The organism is Pseudomonas flavescens, assembly GCF_013408425.1.
Lineage (GTDB): Bacteria > Pseudomonadota > Gammaproteobacteria > Pseudomonadales > Pseudomonadaceae > Aquipseudomonas > Aquipseudomonas fulva_A.
This window is the reverse complement of record NZ_JACBYV010000001.1, coordinates 3,514,700-3,529,679: the sequence shown is the minus strand read 5'-3', so window position 1 is coordinate 3,529,679 and position 14,980 is coordinate 3,514,700. Positions and strand designations below refer to the sequence as shown.

The window sequence follows — 14,980 nt, the reverse complement described above, 5'->3', positions numbered from 1 at the left end:
CCGCGATTCGCGCGCATGGCGACGCTCCCACAGGTGAGAAGGCGATTGGCGAAGCATGGGCGCCGTAGGGTGGATGACGCTTTTTTCATCCACCAGGCGATTTCGGCTCCGGTGGATGGATAAGGCGTTATCCACCCCGCGGGGATTGTGGGAACGGGCCATGCCCGCGAATCGCGCGCATGGCGACGCTCCCACAGGTGAGTAGGCGATTCGCGAGTCGTGGGCGCCGTAGGGTGGATGACGCTTTTTTCATCCACCAAGCGATCGCGGCTCCGGTGGATGGATAAGGCGTTATCCACCCCACGGAATTGTGGGAGCGGGCCACGCCCGCGATTCGCGCGCATGGCGACGCTCCCACAGGTGAGAAGGCGATTCGCAAGGCATGGGCGCCGTAGGGTGGATGACGCTTTTTTCATCCACCACGTGACCGCGGTTCCGGTGGATGGATAAGGCGTTACCCACCCCACGGAATTGTGGGAGCGGGCCATGCCCGCGAATCGCGCGCATGGCGACGCTCCCACAGGTAAGGAGGCAATTGGCGAGGCATGGGCGCCGTAGGGTGGATGACGCTTTTTTCATCCACCAAGCGATTGCGGCTCCGGTGGATGGGCGAGGCGTTATCCACCCCACGGAATTGTGGGAGCGGGCCATGCCCGCGAATCGCGCGCATGGCGACGCTCCCACAGGTGAGGAGGCGATTGGCGAGGCATGGGCGCCGTAGGGTGGATGACGCTTTTTTCATCCACCAAGCGATTTCGGCTCCGGTGGATGGGTGAGGCGTCATCCACCCCACGGAATTGTGGGAGCGGGCCATGCCCGCGATTCGCGCGCATGGCGACGCTCCCACAGGTGAGTAGGCGATTGGCGAGGCATGGGCTCCGTAGGGGGTATGACGCTTTTTTCATCCACCAAGCGATTTCGGCTCCGGTGGATGGGTGAAGCGTCATCCACCCCACGGGATTGTGGGAGCGGGCCATGCCCGCGATTCGCGCGCATGTCGACGCTCCCACAGGTGAGTAGGCGATTCGCGAGGCATGGGCGCCGTAGGGTGGATGACGCTTTTTTCATCCACCACGCGATTTTGGCTCCGGTGGATGGGTGAAGCGTCATCCACCCCGCGGGGATTGTGGGAGCGGGCCATGCCCGCGATTCGGGCGCATGGCAACGCTCCCACAGGTAAGGAGGAGATTCGCGAGGCATGGGCTGACGTCTGCATTGCAGGCATGCGCATTTTTTCAACGAACACAGATCGTCATTGTGCGGTTTACGAGAGCAGCCATGGAAAGCGTCATCAAGCAGAACCCCGCCAGCCCCTGGAGCCCGTTGCGCAGCAGCGTGTTTCGCTGGTTGTGGCTGGCCAGTATCGCCTCGAACATCGGCACCTGGATGCACGAGGTGGGGGCCGGCTGGCTGATGACCTCGTTGTCTGCCAGCCCACTCGCGGTGGCGATGGTGCAGGTGGCGGCGGCCTTGCCGATGTTCTTTCTGGCGCTGCCCGCTGGCGCCCTGGCGGACATCGTCGACAAGCGTCGCTACCTGCTCACCGTGCAACTGTGGATGGCCAGCGTGGCGGTGCTGCTCGCCAGCCTGACGCTGCTCGGCTGGATGAACGTGCCGCTGTTGCTCCTGCTGACCCTGGCCATGGGCATCGGCACCGCGCTGATGATGCCGGCCTGGTCGGCACTCACCCCGGAGCTGGTCGGCAAGGATGAACTGCCGGCCGCGGTGGCGCTCTCCAGCCTGGGCATGAACGTGGCGCGGGCCATCGGGCCGGCCATCGCCGGGATTCTGGTCAGCCTCAGCGGGCCCTGGCTGACCTTCGCCCTCAACGCCGTGTCGTTCTTCGCGGTGATCGCCGCCCTGTACGCCTGGAAACGCACGCCTACGGTGAGCATCCTGCCGGCCGAGCGGCTGTTCGGCGCGGTGCGCCTCGGCGTGCGTTATGCGCGCAGTGCCAAGCCGCTGCAGGCCGTGCTGGTACGCACCCTGGCGTTCTTCGTCGGCGCCAGTGCCGGTATGTCGTTGCTGCCTCTGCTGGTGCGCCGCGAACTGCAGGGCACGGCGGCGGATTTCGGCATCCTGCTCGGCTGCGTGGGCGCTGGTGCCATCGCCGGGGCGATGTTCCTGCCCAAGCTGCGTGAGCGGCTGCGTAGCGACCTGATCGTCGCCGGTGCCAGCGTCGCCTATGCCGCCGTGCTGTTCGCCCTGGCCTTCATCCGCGATTTCGCGCTGTTGATTCCGGTGATGCTGGTCAGCGGCGCCGCCTGGATCGCCGTGCTGTCGAGCCTGCAGGTGGCCGCACAGACCTCGGTGCCCAGCTGGGTACGGGCCCGGGCCCTGGCGGTGTACATCCTGGTGTTCTTCGGCTGCAGTGCCCTGGGCGGCATCGTCTGGGGTTCACTGGCCAGCGAGTTTTCGCTGACCGTTGCCCTGGCTGGCGGCGGCACGATGCTGCTGCTCGGTGTGCTGCTGTCCTGGGGGTTCGCGTTGCCGGTCACCGCTGCCGAAGACCTGGCGCCCTCCGTGCACTGGCCCGCGCCGGTACTCAGCGCCGACATGGACCGCGAGCGCGGCCCGGTGATGGTCACCCTGGAGTACGACATCCCCGCCGAGAACGCCGCCGCGTTCAGCGAAGCCATGCTCGCCGTGCGTGCCATGCGCCGGCGCAACGGCGCGCTGTCCTGGGGCCTGCTGCAGGACAGCGAGAACCCGCAGCTCTGGCAGGAATTCTTCTTCGATGCGTCCTGGCTCGAGCACCTGCGCCACCACGGCCGCGTCACCGTCGCCGAGCAGCGCATCGAAGCCAACGCCCGGCAGTACCAGCGCGACGGCGTCGCCGTGCGCATTCGCCATCTGCTCGGCGTGCCCGCACCGCGTACCCCGCAAGCCCCTTCAGCAAACACCCCTAACGCAACAGGAGTATCACCATGACCGTTCCCTACAAGCGCCTCAACAAAGATGACGCCGTCGTTCTGCTGGTCGACCACCAGGCTGGCCTGATCTCCCTGGTTCAGGATTTCAGCCCCAGCGACTTCAAGAACAACGTCCTGGCCCTGGCCAACTGCGCCAAGTTCTTCAACCTGCCGACCATCCTCACCACCAGCTTCGAGCAAGGCCCCAACGGCCCGCTGGTTCCCGAACTCAAGGAGCTGTTCCCGGACGCGCCGTACATCGCCCGCCCTGGCCAGATCAACGCCTGGGACAACGAAGACTTCGTCAAGGCGGTCAAGGCCACCGGCAAGAAGCAGATCATCATCGCTGGCGTGGTGACCGACGTCTGCGTGGCGTTCCCGACTCTCTCGGCCATCGCCGAAGGCTTCGACGTGTTCGTGGTCACCGATGCCTCCGGCACCTTCGACAAGACCGTGCAGCAAGCCGCCTGGAACCGCATGAGTGCTTCCGGTGCACAACTGCTGAACTGGTTCTCCGTGGCCTGTGAGTTGCATCGCGACTGGCGCAACGACATCGAAGGGCTGGGCGCGCTGCTGTCCAACCACATCCCCAACTACCGCAACCTGATGACCAGCTATTTCACGCTGACCGCCAGCAAGTGATGACACCCGGCCGCGGTGATCCTTCGCCGCGGTCGGCCTCTGGAGCACCTTCTTGAACCGCAACGATCTTCGCAAGGTCGACCTGCACCTGCTGGTCGTATTCGAAAGCCTGATGCACGAGCGCAACCTCACGCGCACGGCGGAGAAGCTCTACCTCGGCCAGCCGGCGATCAGCGCGTCGCTGACCCGTCTGCGCGACTATTTCAATGACCCGCTGCTGGTGCGCAACGGCCGCGAGATGGAGCCCACGCCCCGCGCGCTGGAAATCTTCCGCCGCCTGCCAACGGCGCTGGATGGCATTTCCCAGGCGATCAGCGAAGTGACGGACTTCGACCCGAGCAGCAGCACCGCGGTGTTTCGCATCGGCATGTCCGACGACGTCGAATGCGGCCTGCTCCCGCAGCTGCTCGCCCACCTGCGCCAACAGGCGCCCGACTGCGTGCTGGTGGTACGCAACGCCAACTTCCTGCTGTTGCCGGGGCTGCTCGCCACGGGCGAGGTGTCCATCGGCATCAGCTACACCACGCAGCTACCGGCCAACGCCAAGTGCCGCAGCCTGCGTGACATCCGTGCCATGGTCATCCGTGCTGCCGATGGCACGCCGCCGCTGAGCCTGGACGACTACTGCGCGCGGCCCCACGCCCTGGTGTCCATGTCCGGCGACCTGTGCGGCAACATCGATCAGGATCTGGCGCGCCTCGAGCGCTCGCGCAAGATCGCCCTGGCCGTGCCGCACTTCAATGGCCTGGGTGCGCTGCTGCGCAATTCCGACATGATCGCCACCATCCCGGATTACGCCGCCGAAGCCCTGGTGCGGGGCGGTGGGCTGGTGATGGAAGCGCCACCGTTCGATATCGTCCCCGCGCAACTGAACATGGTCTGGCGCGCCGCCCAGGACCAGGACCCCGCCGAGCGCTGGCTGCGCGAGCAGATTCTGCGCTTCATGGGCGCCTGATCCCGCTGGTGCCTTTCTGGCCGCCTGCCAGCAACACTTTAGTGTTGTGCCGAGGCGGTCCTTGCGGGTCTGCCATTCAGGCTGTCGTGCCCCGATAATCGGCGTACGATTCCCCACCCCGGCAGTTGTCCGACATCCATGTCAGGCCGTGTCCCTCCGTGTTTCGAGACCCTGCATGCCCATAAGAACCGTGGCGATCCTGCTCTTTCCCGACGTGCTGATGCTCGACGTGGCCGGCCCTATCGAGGTGTTTTCGGTCGCCAACCGCTATCTGCCCGAGAGCGATCACTACCGCATCCTCACCCTGGGGGCGTCGTCGCTGGCCGTGCGCGCCTCCAACGGCATCGTCATGCAGGCCGACCAGTTGGCCGAGGACGCGCCGGTCGCCTACGACACCCTGCTGGTGCCCGGTGGCCCCGGCGCCTACGACTCCAGCCACCCGCATCTGCACGCCTGGCTGCGGGACGCCGCCGCAGCGTCGCGTCGGCATGGCGCGGTGTGCACCGGTGCGTTCATCCTCGGTGAGGCGGGTTTGCTCGACGGCCATCGTGTGACCACCCATTGGCATTATCTGGATCGCCTGGCCAAGCGCTATCCCAAGGCGCGGCTGGAAAGCGATCAGCTGTTCACCAAGGACGGCAAGCTGCTCAGTTCCGGCGGCGTGACGGCTGGCATCGACCTGGCGCTGTCGATCCTTGCCGACGACCACGGCAAGAAGCTGGCGCTGGATGTCGCCAAGGTGCTGCTGGTGGTGATCAAGCGCCAGGGTGGGCAGGCCCAGTTCAGCCCGCTGCTGCCACCGACCGGGCAGGGTGCCACGCCCCTCGAGCGCATCCAGCAGCACGTGCTGGAGAACATTCACGAGCCGTTCAGCGTCGAGCAACTGGCCGAATTGGCGGCCATGAGCGTGCGCAACTTCGCCCGGGTATTCACCCGTGAGCTGCAGATGACGCCCATGGAGTTCGTGCTCGCCGCCCGCATCGACCACGCCCGCAGCCTGCTCGAAGGCACCGACCTGCCGATGAAGACCGTGGCCTTTCGCAGCGGCTTCGGCAGCGCCCGGCACATGCGCCAGATGTTCGACAAACGCCTGGGGCTGACCCCGGTGCAGTACCGCCACCAGTTCGGCTGACCTCGACCCGTTTGGTTGACGAAAGCCCCGTGCCAGAGCGGCCAGGCCGTTGTCCGTGATGGGCACCGGTATGGCCGAATCGATACCCCCATAGCGATGTCGCACCGTCGGCGATCGGCGGAGAATGATTCTCTTATCACTGCAAGGAGCGGCGCATCGCCGACCAGCCGAGGCCCATTGGGGTGCGTGTCCGGCCTGGCGCGACGCTGAAAGGATCATGCACGATCTCGACACCCGTGGCGAAGACACCGTCCTGCGTTTCGGCCGTTTCGAACTGCACCCGCAGCGCCGCCTGCTGCTCGACGGCGACCGCCCGCTGCAGATCGGCGCCCGGGCTCTGGACATCCTGCTGGTGCTGGTGGAAAGCGCCGGCAAGATCGTCAGCAAGGAGACCATCATCTCCCAGGTCTGGCCGAAGACCTTCGTCGAAGAGATCAACCTGCGCGTGCACATCTCGGCCCTGCGCCGGGCCCTGGGCGTTTGCCCGCAATCGCGGGACTACATCACCAACGTGCGCCAGCGCGGCTACAGCTTCGTCGCCTACGTCGAACAGGTCAGCCAGCGTTCCGGCGAGCTCGACCTGCAGCCCTGCGCAGTGCCCAGCCTGCCCGGCAAGCCGGTGCGCATCGAAGGCCGCGACAAACTGATCGAGGAACTGACCCGGCGCCTGCAGACCCGCCGGCACATCTCGCTGATCGGCCCCGGTGGCGTCGGCAAGACCACCGTCGCCCTGCGCGTCGCCCAGCAACAGCTCGGCCAGTTCCGCGACGGCGTGCGCTTCGTCGACCTGGCGATGGTCAGCGACCCGGCGCAACTGGCCGTTGCGCTCGCCTCGGAACTGGGCTTCGCGGTGCCGGCCGATCAGCACGCCCAGGCCTTTCTGCTCGCCACCCTGGCGCACCGTCACATGCTGGTGCTGCTGGACAACTGCGAGCACCTGATCGACGCCTGCGCCGCGCTCTGCGAAGCCCTGCTGCACGCCGCGCCAGCTCTGCGCATTCTTGCCACCAGCCGGGAGGCCCTGCGGACCCGCGAGGAATACGTGCAACCGCTGGCCCCGCTGGACACCCCGCCGCTGGGCAGCCACCTGCGCCTGGCCGCTGCCTTGCGTTACCCCGCGGTAAAGCTGTTCGCCCGCCGTGCGCGGGCGCGGCAGTCGGGCTTCAGCCTGCGCGAGACCGATGTGCCGCGGGTCGTCGAACTCTGTCGGCGCCTCGACGGCCTGCCCCTGGCCATCGAACTGGCTGCCGCGCAACTCGACGTGCAGAGCCTGGAAGGCATCCTCGCCCAGCTGGAAAACCACAGTTACCTGAGCCTGCTCGGGCGGCGCACCACGCCGGCCCGGCAGTCCAGCCTGATGGCCTCGCTGGACTGGAGTTACGCGCTGCTCGACGAGCGCCAGCGCAGTTGCCTGCACGGGCTGTCGGTGTGCGACGAATACTTCACCGTGGCCGATGTGCGCAGCGCACTGGCAGGCTTGCCGATCAGCGACAGCGAGCGCTGCGCTTCATTGGCGCGGCTGGTCTCGCTGTCGTTGATCGGCCTGCGCCGCGACGGCGATCAGGTTTACTACCACATGCTCAACAGCACCCGCGCCTACGCCGCCGAGAAGCGCCGCCAGGCCGCCATCGTTGCGGCGCAGGTGCTGCCGACACCGGCTTAGCAGGCAACCTGCTGGAGCAGCGCCGCCACCGGCTGCGCGGCCATCTGCTGGCGCTTCCAGGCCAGCGGGCTCAGGCCCGTGCTCTTGGCGAACACTCGGCAGAAATGCGCCTGATCGAAGAAGCCGCAATCCATGGCGATAGCCGTCAGCGACAGCGACGACTGCAGCAGCATTTCCCTGGCCTTCGCCACCCGTTGCTGGCGCAACCACACGTGGGGCGACAGGCAGGTGCTCTCCTTGAACTTGCGGGTGAAATGGCTGCGTGACAGGGCGCAGGCCTCGGCCACTTCGGCGACCGAAATACCGGCATCCAGGTGCTCGAGCATCAGCCGCTTGGCGATGGCCTCCTGCCAGGTCGCGAGCCGGCCGATCGCAGGCGTGGCGTCGCTGGCGACGAGGGTAGGGCGGGGCTGCGCTGCTCGATTCATTGGGATGTCCGTATTCGCTGGCAGCGCCGCAGGAGCGCGGTGCTGCGCGGCGTTGCAGAGAACGCCGCGGGCGATACGGATTGTTGGAGAGCAGGACGGTAGGGGCGAGTTGCGTAATGTTAATTAAGGTTAAGGGCGGTGCTTAACGTTGCAACACATCAGCCTGGCGGCCAGGCGTCGATGATCCCGCGTTGCATCGCGATGGCCACCGCGTGGGTGCGGTTACGCGCCTTGAGCTTGTCCATGATGCTGCGCATATGGCCCTTCACCGTGTCTTCGGAGATGCCCAGCTGGCTGGCGATATCGCCGTTGCCCAGGCCCTGGGCGACGCTGCCCAGCACCTGGGTTTCCCGGGCGGTGAGGGTGTCCTGGGCGATGGCATCGAGCAGCTCGCTGGCGATCGGTTCGGGGAAGTAGCGCTTGCCCGCCGCCAGGGTACGGATGGCCGTGACCAGCTCCTTGCGCAGCATGCTTTTCAGCAGGTAACCCCGGGCACCGGCCTGCACCGCCTGCAAGGCACGGGCGTCGCCGCTGTAGGTGGTGAGCACGGCGATGCAGGCGTCCGCGAACTGTCGACGAATCGCCTGGATCGCCTCGGTGCCGTTGAGGCCGGGCATCTGCAGGTCCATCAGGGTCACGTCCGGGCGCAGCGCGGCGAACCGCTCCACGGCCTGCAGGCCATCGGCGGCCTCGCCGACCAGCAGGATGTCGTCGTGGGCGTCGAGCACCGCTGCGATGCCGTCACGCAGCAGGGGGTGATCGTCGACCACCAGCAGGCGGATGGGGGCGTCGTTCATGCATCGTCTTCCGTTCGGGGGCGCGCCGTCAGCCAGCGCCGCCAGGCACTTCGGGTTGGCCCGGCATAGGCCAGGCTGGCGCTCAGTTGCAGGTGCACGCGGGTGCCGGCAGTCGGCAGCGGTTGCACCACGAGGCGGGCGCCGATACCGCTGGCGCGCTCGTGCATGCCACGCACGCCCCAGTGCCCGGGCCGACCTTCAGCGGCGGTGTAGGCGGCCGGGATGCCCTGGCCGTCATCGTCGATACGCAACTGGAAGCGCCGCCCACCATACACCAGGCGAACCGCGATGCGCCGTGCCGCGCCATGGCGTATCGCGTTGCCGATGGCCTCGGCGGCGATGCGATAGGCCTCGTCATGCACCGGCGCCTGCAGGGCGCGCCGCTGGCCCTTGACCTGTACGGCAAAGGCCAGGCCCGGTTCGTCCAGCGTTGCGCCCAGGCGCTCCAGCGCGGCGGGCAGGTCGATGCCCGGGCCCGGCTGACGCAGGTCCTGTACGCGCTCGCGGCCTTCGTGCATCACCTCGTCGGCGCGGTCCAGGGCGTGCTCCAGGCGCGGCCGTGCGGGGTGGTCGGCCGTCAGCGTGTCGGTCGCCGCCTGGAAGCGCAGCATCAGCCCCTGCAAACCTTGCAGCAGGGTGTCGTGCAGCTCCCGGGCGATCCGCTCGCGTTCACTCTGCCGGGCCTGCAGGCGCAGTTGCAGGCGCCGCCGATCACGCTGCACCACCAGGCGATGCAGCCACCACAGGCCGAGCAGTAGCGCGCTGCCCAGCGGCAGGTAAAACAGCGGCCGCAGGTAGAACACCGGCTCGACGCTGAACGCCAGCACGGTCGGCGCGGCCGGTTCGCCACCCCCCTGGTCGAAGGCCTGCACCTCGAAACGGAAATCCCCAGCCGGCAGCCCGGTATAGATGGCCTGACGCTGGCGCCCGGCTTCGATCCAGGCGCGGTCGTAACCCTGCAGGCGATAGCGAAACGACAGGCTGTGCGGCGCCCGCAGATTCAGCGCCGTGTAGTCGATGACGAGGCGCTGGGTGTCGGCGGGCAGTCGCAGCCCTGTCTGCATTGGCATGGGTGCACCGTCCACTTGTAGCCCTTCGATCACCACCGGTGGCAGCGCCGGGGCGGGCGACTGGCTGGCCGGGTCGATCCAGCTCACCCCCGCGCTGGTGGAGAACCACAGCCGCCCATCCGGCCCGGCCACCGCCGTGGGCAAGGGCAGCACCCGGTAGGGGTCGTTGGCCAGGCTGCCGTCCAGGCCGATAGAGCGGTAGCGCAGGCGATGCTGCGGCTCGGCCAGGGCACGCTGCCACTCGGCCGCAGGCACCTGCACGATGCCAGCCTTGCCATGCACCCACAGGTCCCCCGCCGTGCCGGGGAGAATCGCGTAGATGTTGTCGAACTGGCCGTTGTCCGGCAGGTGCAGGGTCTGGAAGCGCTGGCCGTCGAAGCGTGCCAGGCCATGCTGGCCGCCGACCCAGGAGCTGCCGCCCTGATGCAGCTGAGCGGTAACGTGGCCGATGTTCAGGCCATCCGCCGCGCCCCATCGGCGCACCTGGTCGCCCAGGCGGGTGACCAGCAGGTTGTCCCGGTAGCCGAACCACAGGCGGCCTTGGGCATCGCTCGCCGCGCTGACCGGCATCATCTGGCTCGGCGCCTCGCTGACGCCGGGCACCGCCTGCCACTGCCCACCGCGCAGCACGAACAGCCCGAGCCGGTTGATCGACACCCACAAGGCGCCCTCAGCACCTACCGCCATGGCGCGGATCGCGGCATCTTCCGGTGCCTGCTCGGGCAGTTCGGCCTGTCGCTCGACGCCCCCTGGCGTGCCGCGCCATACCCCATTGGGGCCGCCAACCCAGACAGTGCCATCGGCAGCGGCGATCAGGCTGGTGACCGGCTCGGGGATCGGCCAGCGCTGCAGGTCACCGCCGTGCAGGCGCATCACTCCCTGGTTATTGCTGGCTGCCCAGAGCGCGCCGTCACTGGCCACCGCCAGTGCGGCATTCAGGGTGCCGGCGGGCAACGGTGCGGCCTTCAGCTCGCCGAGGCGAAAGCGGTCGAGGCCGCCGCTGCTACCGGCCCACACCGTGCCGTCGCGATCCTCCAGCAAGGGCCACAGGTAATCGGCACTCAGCCCCTGGGCGCTGGTGAGCTGCTCGGCCTCGGCCACCTTCAGCGTCGCGTTCGCGGCCGGGTAGCGGCGCAGCCCGTTGCCGGGCGTGCTGGTCCAGAGGCCGCCGCTGTGATCGAACAACAAACCGTTGATGGGCGAGTCCAGTTCCTGGCTCTGCAGGTGCGGCGCCGGGCCCTGCACGACGCGGTGCAGGCGATTGACGTAGCGCTCGGCGACCCACAGCGTGCCGTCCGCCGCCTGGGCGATCTGGCTGGCCCAATCGAGCTCGCCCGCCACCTCGCTGAAACGCGGCGCACCGGCAGGGCGCTGATACAGCCCGTTGCTGCTCGCCGCCCACACACCGCCCTCCCGGTCGACGAACACGGTCCGGGCACTGTTCGCCGTAAAACCCTCGGCTTCACCGACCCGCTGCCAGCGCTGCCCGTCGAAACGTGCCAGCCCGTCATGGGCCGCCGCCCAGAGCGTGCCGCTGGGCTCACGGGCAAAACCGTAGAGCGCTCCGCTCGGCAGCCCGGCCCCGGGCGCGAAGTAGCGGGCGGCCGGCCCCTCGATCAGCCGCGCACCACCGGCCCGCAGCCCGACCCACAGGCCATCGTCCACCGCCAGCAGGCTGGCGACGGTGCCCAGGGGCTGCTCGTCGCCGGGGCGATAGGGCACGAAGGTGAAACCATCGAAGCGCAGCAGCCCGTCATCGCTGCCCAGCCACAGGTAGCCATCGGCCGTCTGCGCCAGTGTGCCCACCTGGTTGGGACCGTCATCGTCCGCCGTGGTCCAGCGGTGATGCTCGCGCACCGCCAGCGGTTCGGCCTGCACGCCCGGCAGGCACACACCCAGTAACACCGCCAGCAGCCAGGCGCGACCACGCCGTGCCACGTCAGGCACACCATAGGCTAGAGTCAGGGGAGGGCGGTTCACGGCAGGCCGTCAGGTAAACGCGAAAACGCAGATTGTGCGCCCAGCGTTACAGCGATGCCATAGCCGTAGGGTGACCGGCAGCACAGCACGCAGAATGTAAGTGGGACTAAAATTATCCGCCTCAAGGAACCTGCACGAATCTGTTTACAGCTGTACACTGAACTCCGAGCCGCCATCGTGGCTCTCAATGATCGACGGGAATGATCATCACCAGCCAGGAGGGCTGATCATGGGATTGGAAGACCACGAGTGGTGGCGCGAAGAGCGCCGACAGCAGGGACACAACGCATCATGGGACAACTTCAGGGCCAAACCTGAAAACGATCCCTCCACGCCTGACGCCAGCGTCCTCAGAATCCAGCGCCCCGCCAAACTGCGCGCGACCCCCTCTTACCTGCACCTGCACGCCCAACAACTCCTCGACGCCCGCGAAGGCTCCAGCACCAGCCGCCTGCTGCTGATCCTCGGCGTGGTCGCCTGCGGGTCGATGGTGGCGGTGGGGTATTTCGTTTTTTAGCGGAGCTTGGAGCGGGTAGGGCAGATATGGGCTGCGGAGAAAAGGCTTATCGGTTGATAAGCCTTTTTGGTTTCCGGAGAAAGGACGCGCTGAGCATTATGAATCACCTGAGTATCCGCTCAACCTTCCAGATGCCTCCATTAAAAAGCGCTTTGGCTGGTGCAATCTGCTCGTTACCCCATAGCTTTTCAGAAAAATACCCTTCGGTAGTCACCGCTTCATGATGGTAGCTCAGCTTCAGCTTATCTCTTTGACTAGGGTGATTTCGCTGTCTACATTGATAGTGGCTATTCGCCATTTTTCCAGGGAGAGGTATTAATGAAAGAATTCGAAGTTAATTGTATTAATAAACTCAATAGAGATAGTCAGCATGAGGGGATTACTCATATTGGTAATTCTAACGGTTCTTGGCGGCTGACTAGGGCTTCGGCTGTAAAGCGAATCGAAGCTAAAACCGAGAGCTATTATACTGTCGATGCTAAATCTGGAAGCCGCGCATATATAGGCGTAGTTCGGGAGGATGGTAAGGATCCATATTTAAGGACATATGCTGATAAGAAGTGGAATAATAATCTTCTAGCTCAGTCTGAGTGTGGTGATAGCTGCAAAATTATCTCTTAAGTTGCGGGTGATAGGGCTCTATTTGAGCCCTATTTTTTTATACCTTCGAGAAGCTTCAGTCTTTCTTGTGTTTTAGCTTTTGTTTCTGCAGTAACATCTTCCTTGGATTCTGCTACAAGATTATCTAAAGCAAATGAATGAACTTCATATATTTGGAATGGAAGTAATAATATTCGATAGCACCCCAGTGTAAGAAAACCTGATGCGGCCGCTATCACTACACTTTTCTCTAAAATCCCACTCTTCATCGAAACCATAGATAACATGCAAAAGAGTAGGCACATTAGAAATGCGAATAATGTGTTTATCTGAGACATCAGCATGTATCTTGTCTTGTGTGCATATAAGATGGTTTGTTCGTAAGTAAGCTTCGTTAAATATTGGCTTCTTCCCGAGAATAGCATTGATGTAATTGTAAAGCCGATGATTATTCCGCTAAATGCAATCGAGGCATTTAGTAGGCTGTCGTCTATGAATTGATATCCAAATAGGCCAGCTATACCTCCTAGAACTAGAATTATAAAATTCCATCCTACATAGGCTTTGTTACTAGATGCAGAGTTAGCGACTGCTTTTAGTTCGTCACTTATCTGTTTCGCGTTTCTTACTTCTTCGGGAATCAGGTATAAATATGTCATTGTCTGCCAGCGCTCCAGATTCGTCCAAAATCCTTTTGTTGTCAGGGCCAAGAGTGCAAAGCTCTTCTAGGTAGAGCACCATCTTTCTTAGAAGTTCGCCGCGATCAGGGTTATTTCCACCTATATCGTCTACTTCTACAGTTTTCTTGATTTTAAATTTCGATAGTCCTCGGATTGAAGATCCATCGCTCAAGTGGATTATAACACTCTCAATTTCGTCCTGCTTCTGAGCTTCCTCATAGGCGTCTATAACTTTTTGCGTTGGTAGCTTGTCTTTTGATCGCCAATCGACTGTTAGGAGCCCGGACGACGGCATATACCCTCTAACGTTTGAAAGCACACCTAGTAGAGCGCTTTCGTTGTTATCGTTTACGCTCGTTACTCCGACTGTAAATCCTACTGCACCACCTGCGCGGTCGATTTCTTCCGTTAACTTTTTTGTAACGGCATCAGTGAAGAAGAAATTACCTTTTCTGCCTAAACTTGTCTTTCGAGACATTTTATTCAGGTAACGTTGAATGTTATGTACGCCACCTGTGCTTCTTGTACTTTCTATTATCGCCGACTGCCCAAATGCAAGCACGTGTGCAATATGTATAAATTCTTTTTTTGGCTCACTCTCGTCATGCTCTTCTTCATCGCTGTCACTAATGATGTTGTCAGTTACGGCGTTCGCCATGTTGGGATCAGGTGTTAAGGTCTGTGGTATGGTACCCGGCTCGTAAGACCAAATTTCAAATATACATGTGTTGTCGTCGAGCGCTTGGTAATTATTGAAGAAGGTGCACAGTTGGGGGATGGTTTCCCCGGTGGCTAGTGTTATTCCTGTTGTATCTGTTCTGGAGCCAACTGTTGGGTAAGCTCCAGCGAAAATAGCCATTAGCTTTGTCAAGGTCATGGTGTTGCCATCTTTTAGCTCAGAGAACTTGATTGGCTTTAACTGTAATGTTCGGCTTATACCTTTTTTGGCTGAATCTCTAGACATATGACCCTTCAATGCTTTTTCTTTGATTTCGTGTTTATTTATTTGCAGTTAAGCGTATTACCATGTTTTTAATCGTAGCCCTTCAGTACATTCCTTGACGTCATCATCAATGATATTGCCGGGCTTAATGCATTCCTTCATGGAGCGACGAACCCCACGATTAGCTTCGCGCTCTCGATTATCTTGGGCTTTGAGGTTGGCTCGTGCGGCTTTGCCCATCGGGCCTTCGGAACCGGCGAAAAACTCGTTCACCAGCTTCTGCATACCTTTGCCGTATGCTTCGGCAGCAGGCCGCATTGCGTCACCCACCTGCGTGGCGATGGGCTTAGATTCTTTAGCTAGAGCGGGAGTTGCGGCTATCGCCAGTGCCAACAGCATCCTTTTCATCGGTCTTCTCCATTCCTTCGGGCGTACCAGCGCCTAGTTACTTCCTGTGTGATCGCTATCCCGCGTTTGGATTGGCCAAGTTTCGGTTAGCCTCAGCGTAGTCTGGATCTATCTGGCCGTTTTCAGGCGCTGTCATACCAGTCCTTAGCCATAAAGAGTACTCAGGATAGCGATTTGCTATCAAGTCCAACTCGTTGGTGCGCAAATTTGCTCGCTTGTCATAGCGGATTGTCTTGCACCTTTCTTCTTTTAG

The 14,980-nt window shown here is 63.0% G+C and carries 12 protein-coding genes; 7 read left to right on the top strand and 5 right to left on the bottom strand.

The features are described 5' to 3' along the window. Positions 1-1,278 precede the first annotated feature (1,278 nt). The 5 genes from FHR27_RS15775 to FHR27_RS15755 all read left to right on the top strand — a co-directional run bounded on the left by FHR27_RS15775 (position 1,279) and on the right by FHR27_RS15755 (position 7,304). Positions 1,279-2,931: an MFS transporter gene (locus FHR27_RS15775; RefSeq protein WP_179539026.1), complete on the top strand. Its 1,653-nt coding sequence runs from the start codon at positions 1,279-1,281 to the stop codon at positions 2,929-2,931. Next, positions 2,928-3,554 (top strand): isochorismate family cysteine hydrolase YcaC, encoded by a 627-nt coding sequence (gene ycaC, locus FHR27_RS15770; protein WP_042556201.1) that lies wholly within the window; start codon positions 2,928-2,930, stop codon positions 3,552-3,554. Before FHR27_RS15775 ends, ycaC begins: the two co-directional genes overlap by 4 nt. 52 nt (positions 3,555-3,606) lie before the next feature. Continuing rightward, complete coding sequence (locus tag FHR27_RS15765) at positions 3,607-4,509, top strand: LysR family transcriptional regulator (protein ID WP_179539025.1); 903 nt, start codon at positions 3,607-3,609, stop codon at positions 4,507-4,509. A gap of 181 nt (positions 4,510-4,690) precedes the next feature. Then, positions 4,691-5,641: a GlxA family transcriptional regulator gene (locus FHR27_RS15760; protein ID WP_042556280.1), complete on the top strand. Its 951-nt coding sequence runs from the start codon at positions 4,691-4,693 to the stop codon at positions 5,639-5,641. Between the two features lie 217 nt (positions 5,642-5,858). Continuing rightward, entirely contained in the window at positions 5,859-7,304 is a 1,446-nt protein-coding gene (locus FHR27_RS15755) for an ATP-binding protein (protein ID WP_179539024.1), read from the top strand. Here the strand turns inward: FHR27_RS15755 and FHR27_RS15750 are convergent. The 3 genes from FHR27_RS15750 to FHR27_RS27325 all read right to left on the bottom strand — a co-directional run bounded on the left by FHR27_RS15750 (position 7,301) and on the right by FHR27_RS27325 (position 11,579). Further along, on the bottom strand, positions 7,301-7,732 hold the full coding sequence (locus FHR27_RS15750) for a helix-turn-helix domain-containing protein (RefSeq protein WP_179539023.1): 432 nt from the start codon (positions 7,730-7,732) through the stop codon (positions 7,301-7,303). The genes FHR27_RS15755 and FHR27_RS15750 overlap by 4 nt on opposite strands. A 158-nt stretch (positions 7,733-7,890) precedes the next feature. Beyond that, positions 7,891-8,529 (bottom strand): response regulator, encoded by a 639-nt coding sequence (locus FHR27_RS15745; RefSeq protein ID WP_042556205.1) that lies wholly within the window; start codon positions 8,527-8,529, stop codon positions 7,891-7,893. After that, a complete protein-coding gene (locus FHR27_RS27325) occupies positions 8,526-11,579 on the bottom strand; it encodes a sensor histidine kinase (protein WP_179539022.1) in 3,054 nt (1,017 codons plus the stop codon). Before FHR27_RS27325 ends, FHR27_RS15745 begins: the two co-directional genes overlap by 4 nt. A 187-nt stretch (positions 11,580-11,766) precedes the next feature. Between FHR27_RS27325 and FHR27_RS15735 the strand changes: the two genes are divergently transcribed. Beyond that, positions 11,767-12,096, top strand: a complete 330-nt coding sequence (locus FHR27_RS15735; protein ID WP_179539021.1) for a hypothetical protein — start codon at positions 11,767-11,769, stop codon at positions 12,094-12,096. A gap of 318 nt (positions 12,097-12,414) precedes the next feature. Further along, the gene (locus FHR27_RS15730) at positions 12,415-12,717 is read left to right on the top strand and encodes a DUF3892 domain-containing protein (protein WP_179539020.1); all 303 of its coding nucleotides are present in this window, start codon (positions 12,415-12,417) and stop codon (positions 12,715-12,717) included. Between the two features lie 582 nt (positions 12,718-13,299). On the opposite strand, the gene FHR27_RS15725 is transcribed toward FHR27_RS15730, so the two are convergent. Both FHR27_RS15725 and FHR27_RS15720 read right to left on the bottom strand, forming a co-directional pair. Continuing rightward, the gene (locus FHR27_RS15725; protein ID WP_179539019.1) at positions 13,300-14,340 is read right to left on the bottom strand and encodes a hypothetical protein; all 1,041 of its coding nucleotides are present in this window, start codon (positions 14,338-14,340) and stop codon (positions 13,300-13,302) included. 57 nt (positions 14,341-14,397) lie between these two features. Beyond that, a complete protein-coding gene (locus tag FHR27_RS15720) occupies positions 14,398-14,727 on the bottom strand; it encodes a hypothetical protein (RefSeq protein ID WP_179539018.1) in 330 nt (109 codons plus the stop codon). Positions 14,728-14,980 lie beyond the last annotated feature (253 nt).

Bases quoted from the DNA above. Each gene is read 5' to 3' on its own strand.
- FHR27_RS15775 (WP_179539026.1), top strand. From the start codon at position 1,279: ATGGAAAGCGTCATCAAGCAGAACCCCGCCAGCCCCTGGAGCCCGTTG.
- ycaC (WP_042556201.1), top strand. From the start codon at position 2,928: ATGACCGTTCCCTACAAGCGCCTCAACAAAGATGACGCCGTCGTTCTG.
- FHR27_RS15755 (WP_179539024.1), top strand. From the start codon at position 5,859: ATGCACGATCTCGACACCCGTGGCGAAGACACCGTCCTGCGTTTCGGC.
- FHR27_RS15750 (WP_179539023.1), bottom strand. From the start codon at position 7,732: ATGAATCGAGCAGCGCAGCCCCGCCCTACCCTCGTCGCCAGCGACGCC.
- FHR27_RS15745 (WP_042556205.1), bottom strand. From the start codon at position 8,529: ATGAACGACGCCCCCATCCGCCTGCTGGTGGTCGACGATCACCCCCTG.
- FHR27_RS15735 (WP_179539021.1), top strand. From the start codon at position 11,767: ATGATCGACGGGAATGATCATCACCAGCCAGGAGGGCTGATCATGGGA.
- FHR27_RS15730 (WP_179539020.1), top strand. From the start codon at position 12,415: ATGAAAGAATTCGAAGTTAATTGTATTAATAAACTCAATAGAGATAGT.
- FHR27_RS15725 (WP_179539019.1), bottom strand. From the start codon at position 14,340: ATGTCTAGAGATTCAGCCAAAAAAGGTATAAGCCGAACATTACAGTTA.
- FHR27_RS15720 (WP_179539018.1), bottom strand. From the start codon at position 14,727: ATGAAAAGGATGCTGTTGGCACTGGCGATAGCCGCAACTCCCGCTCTA.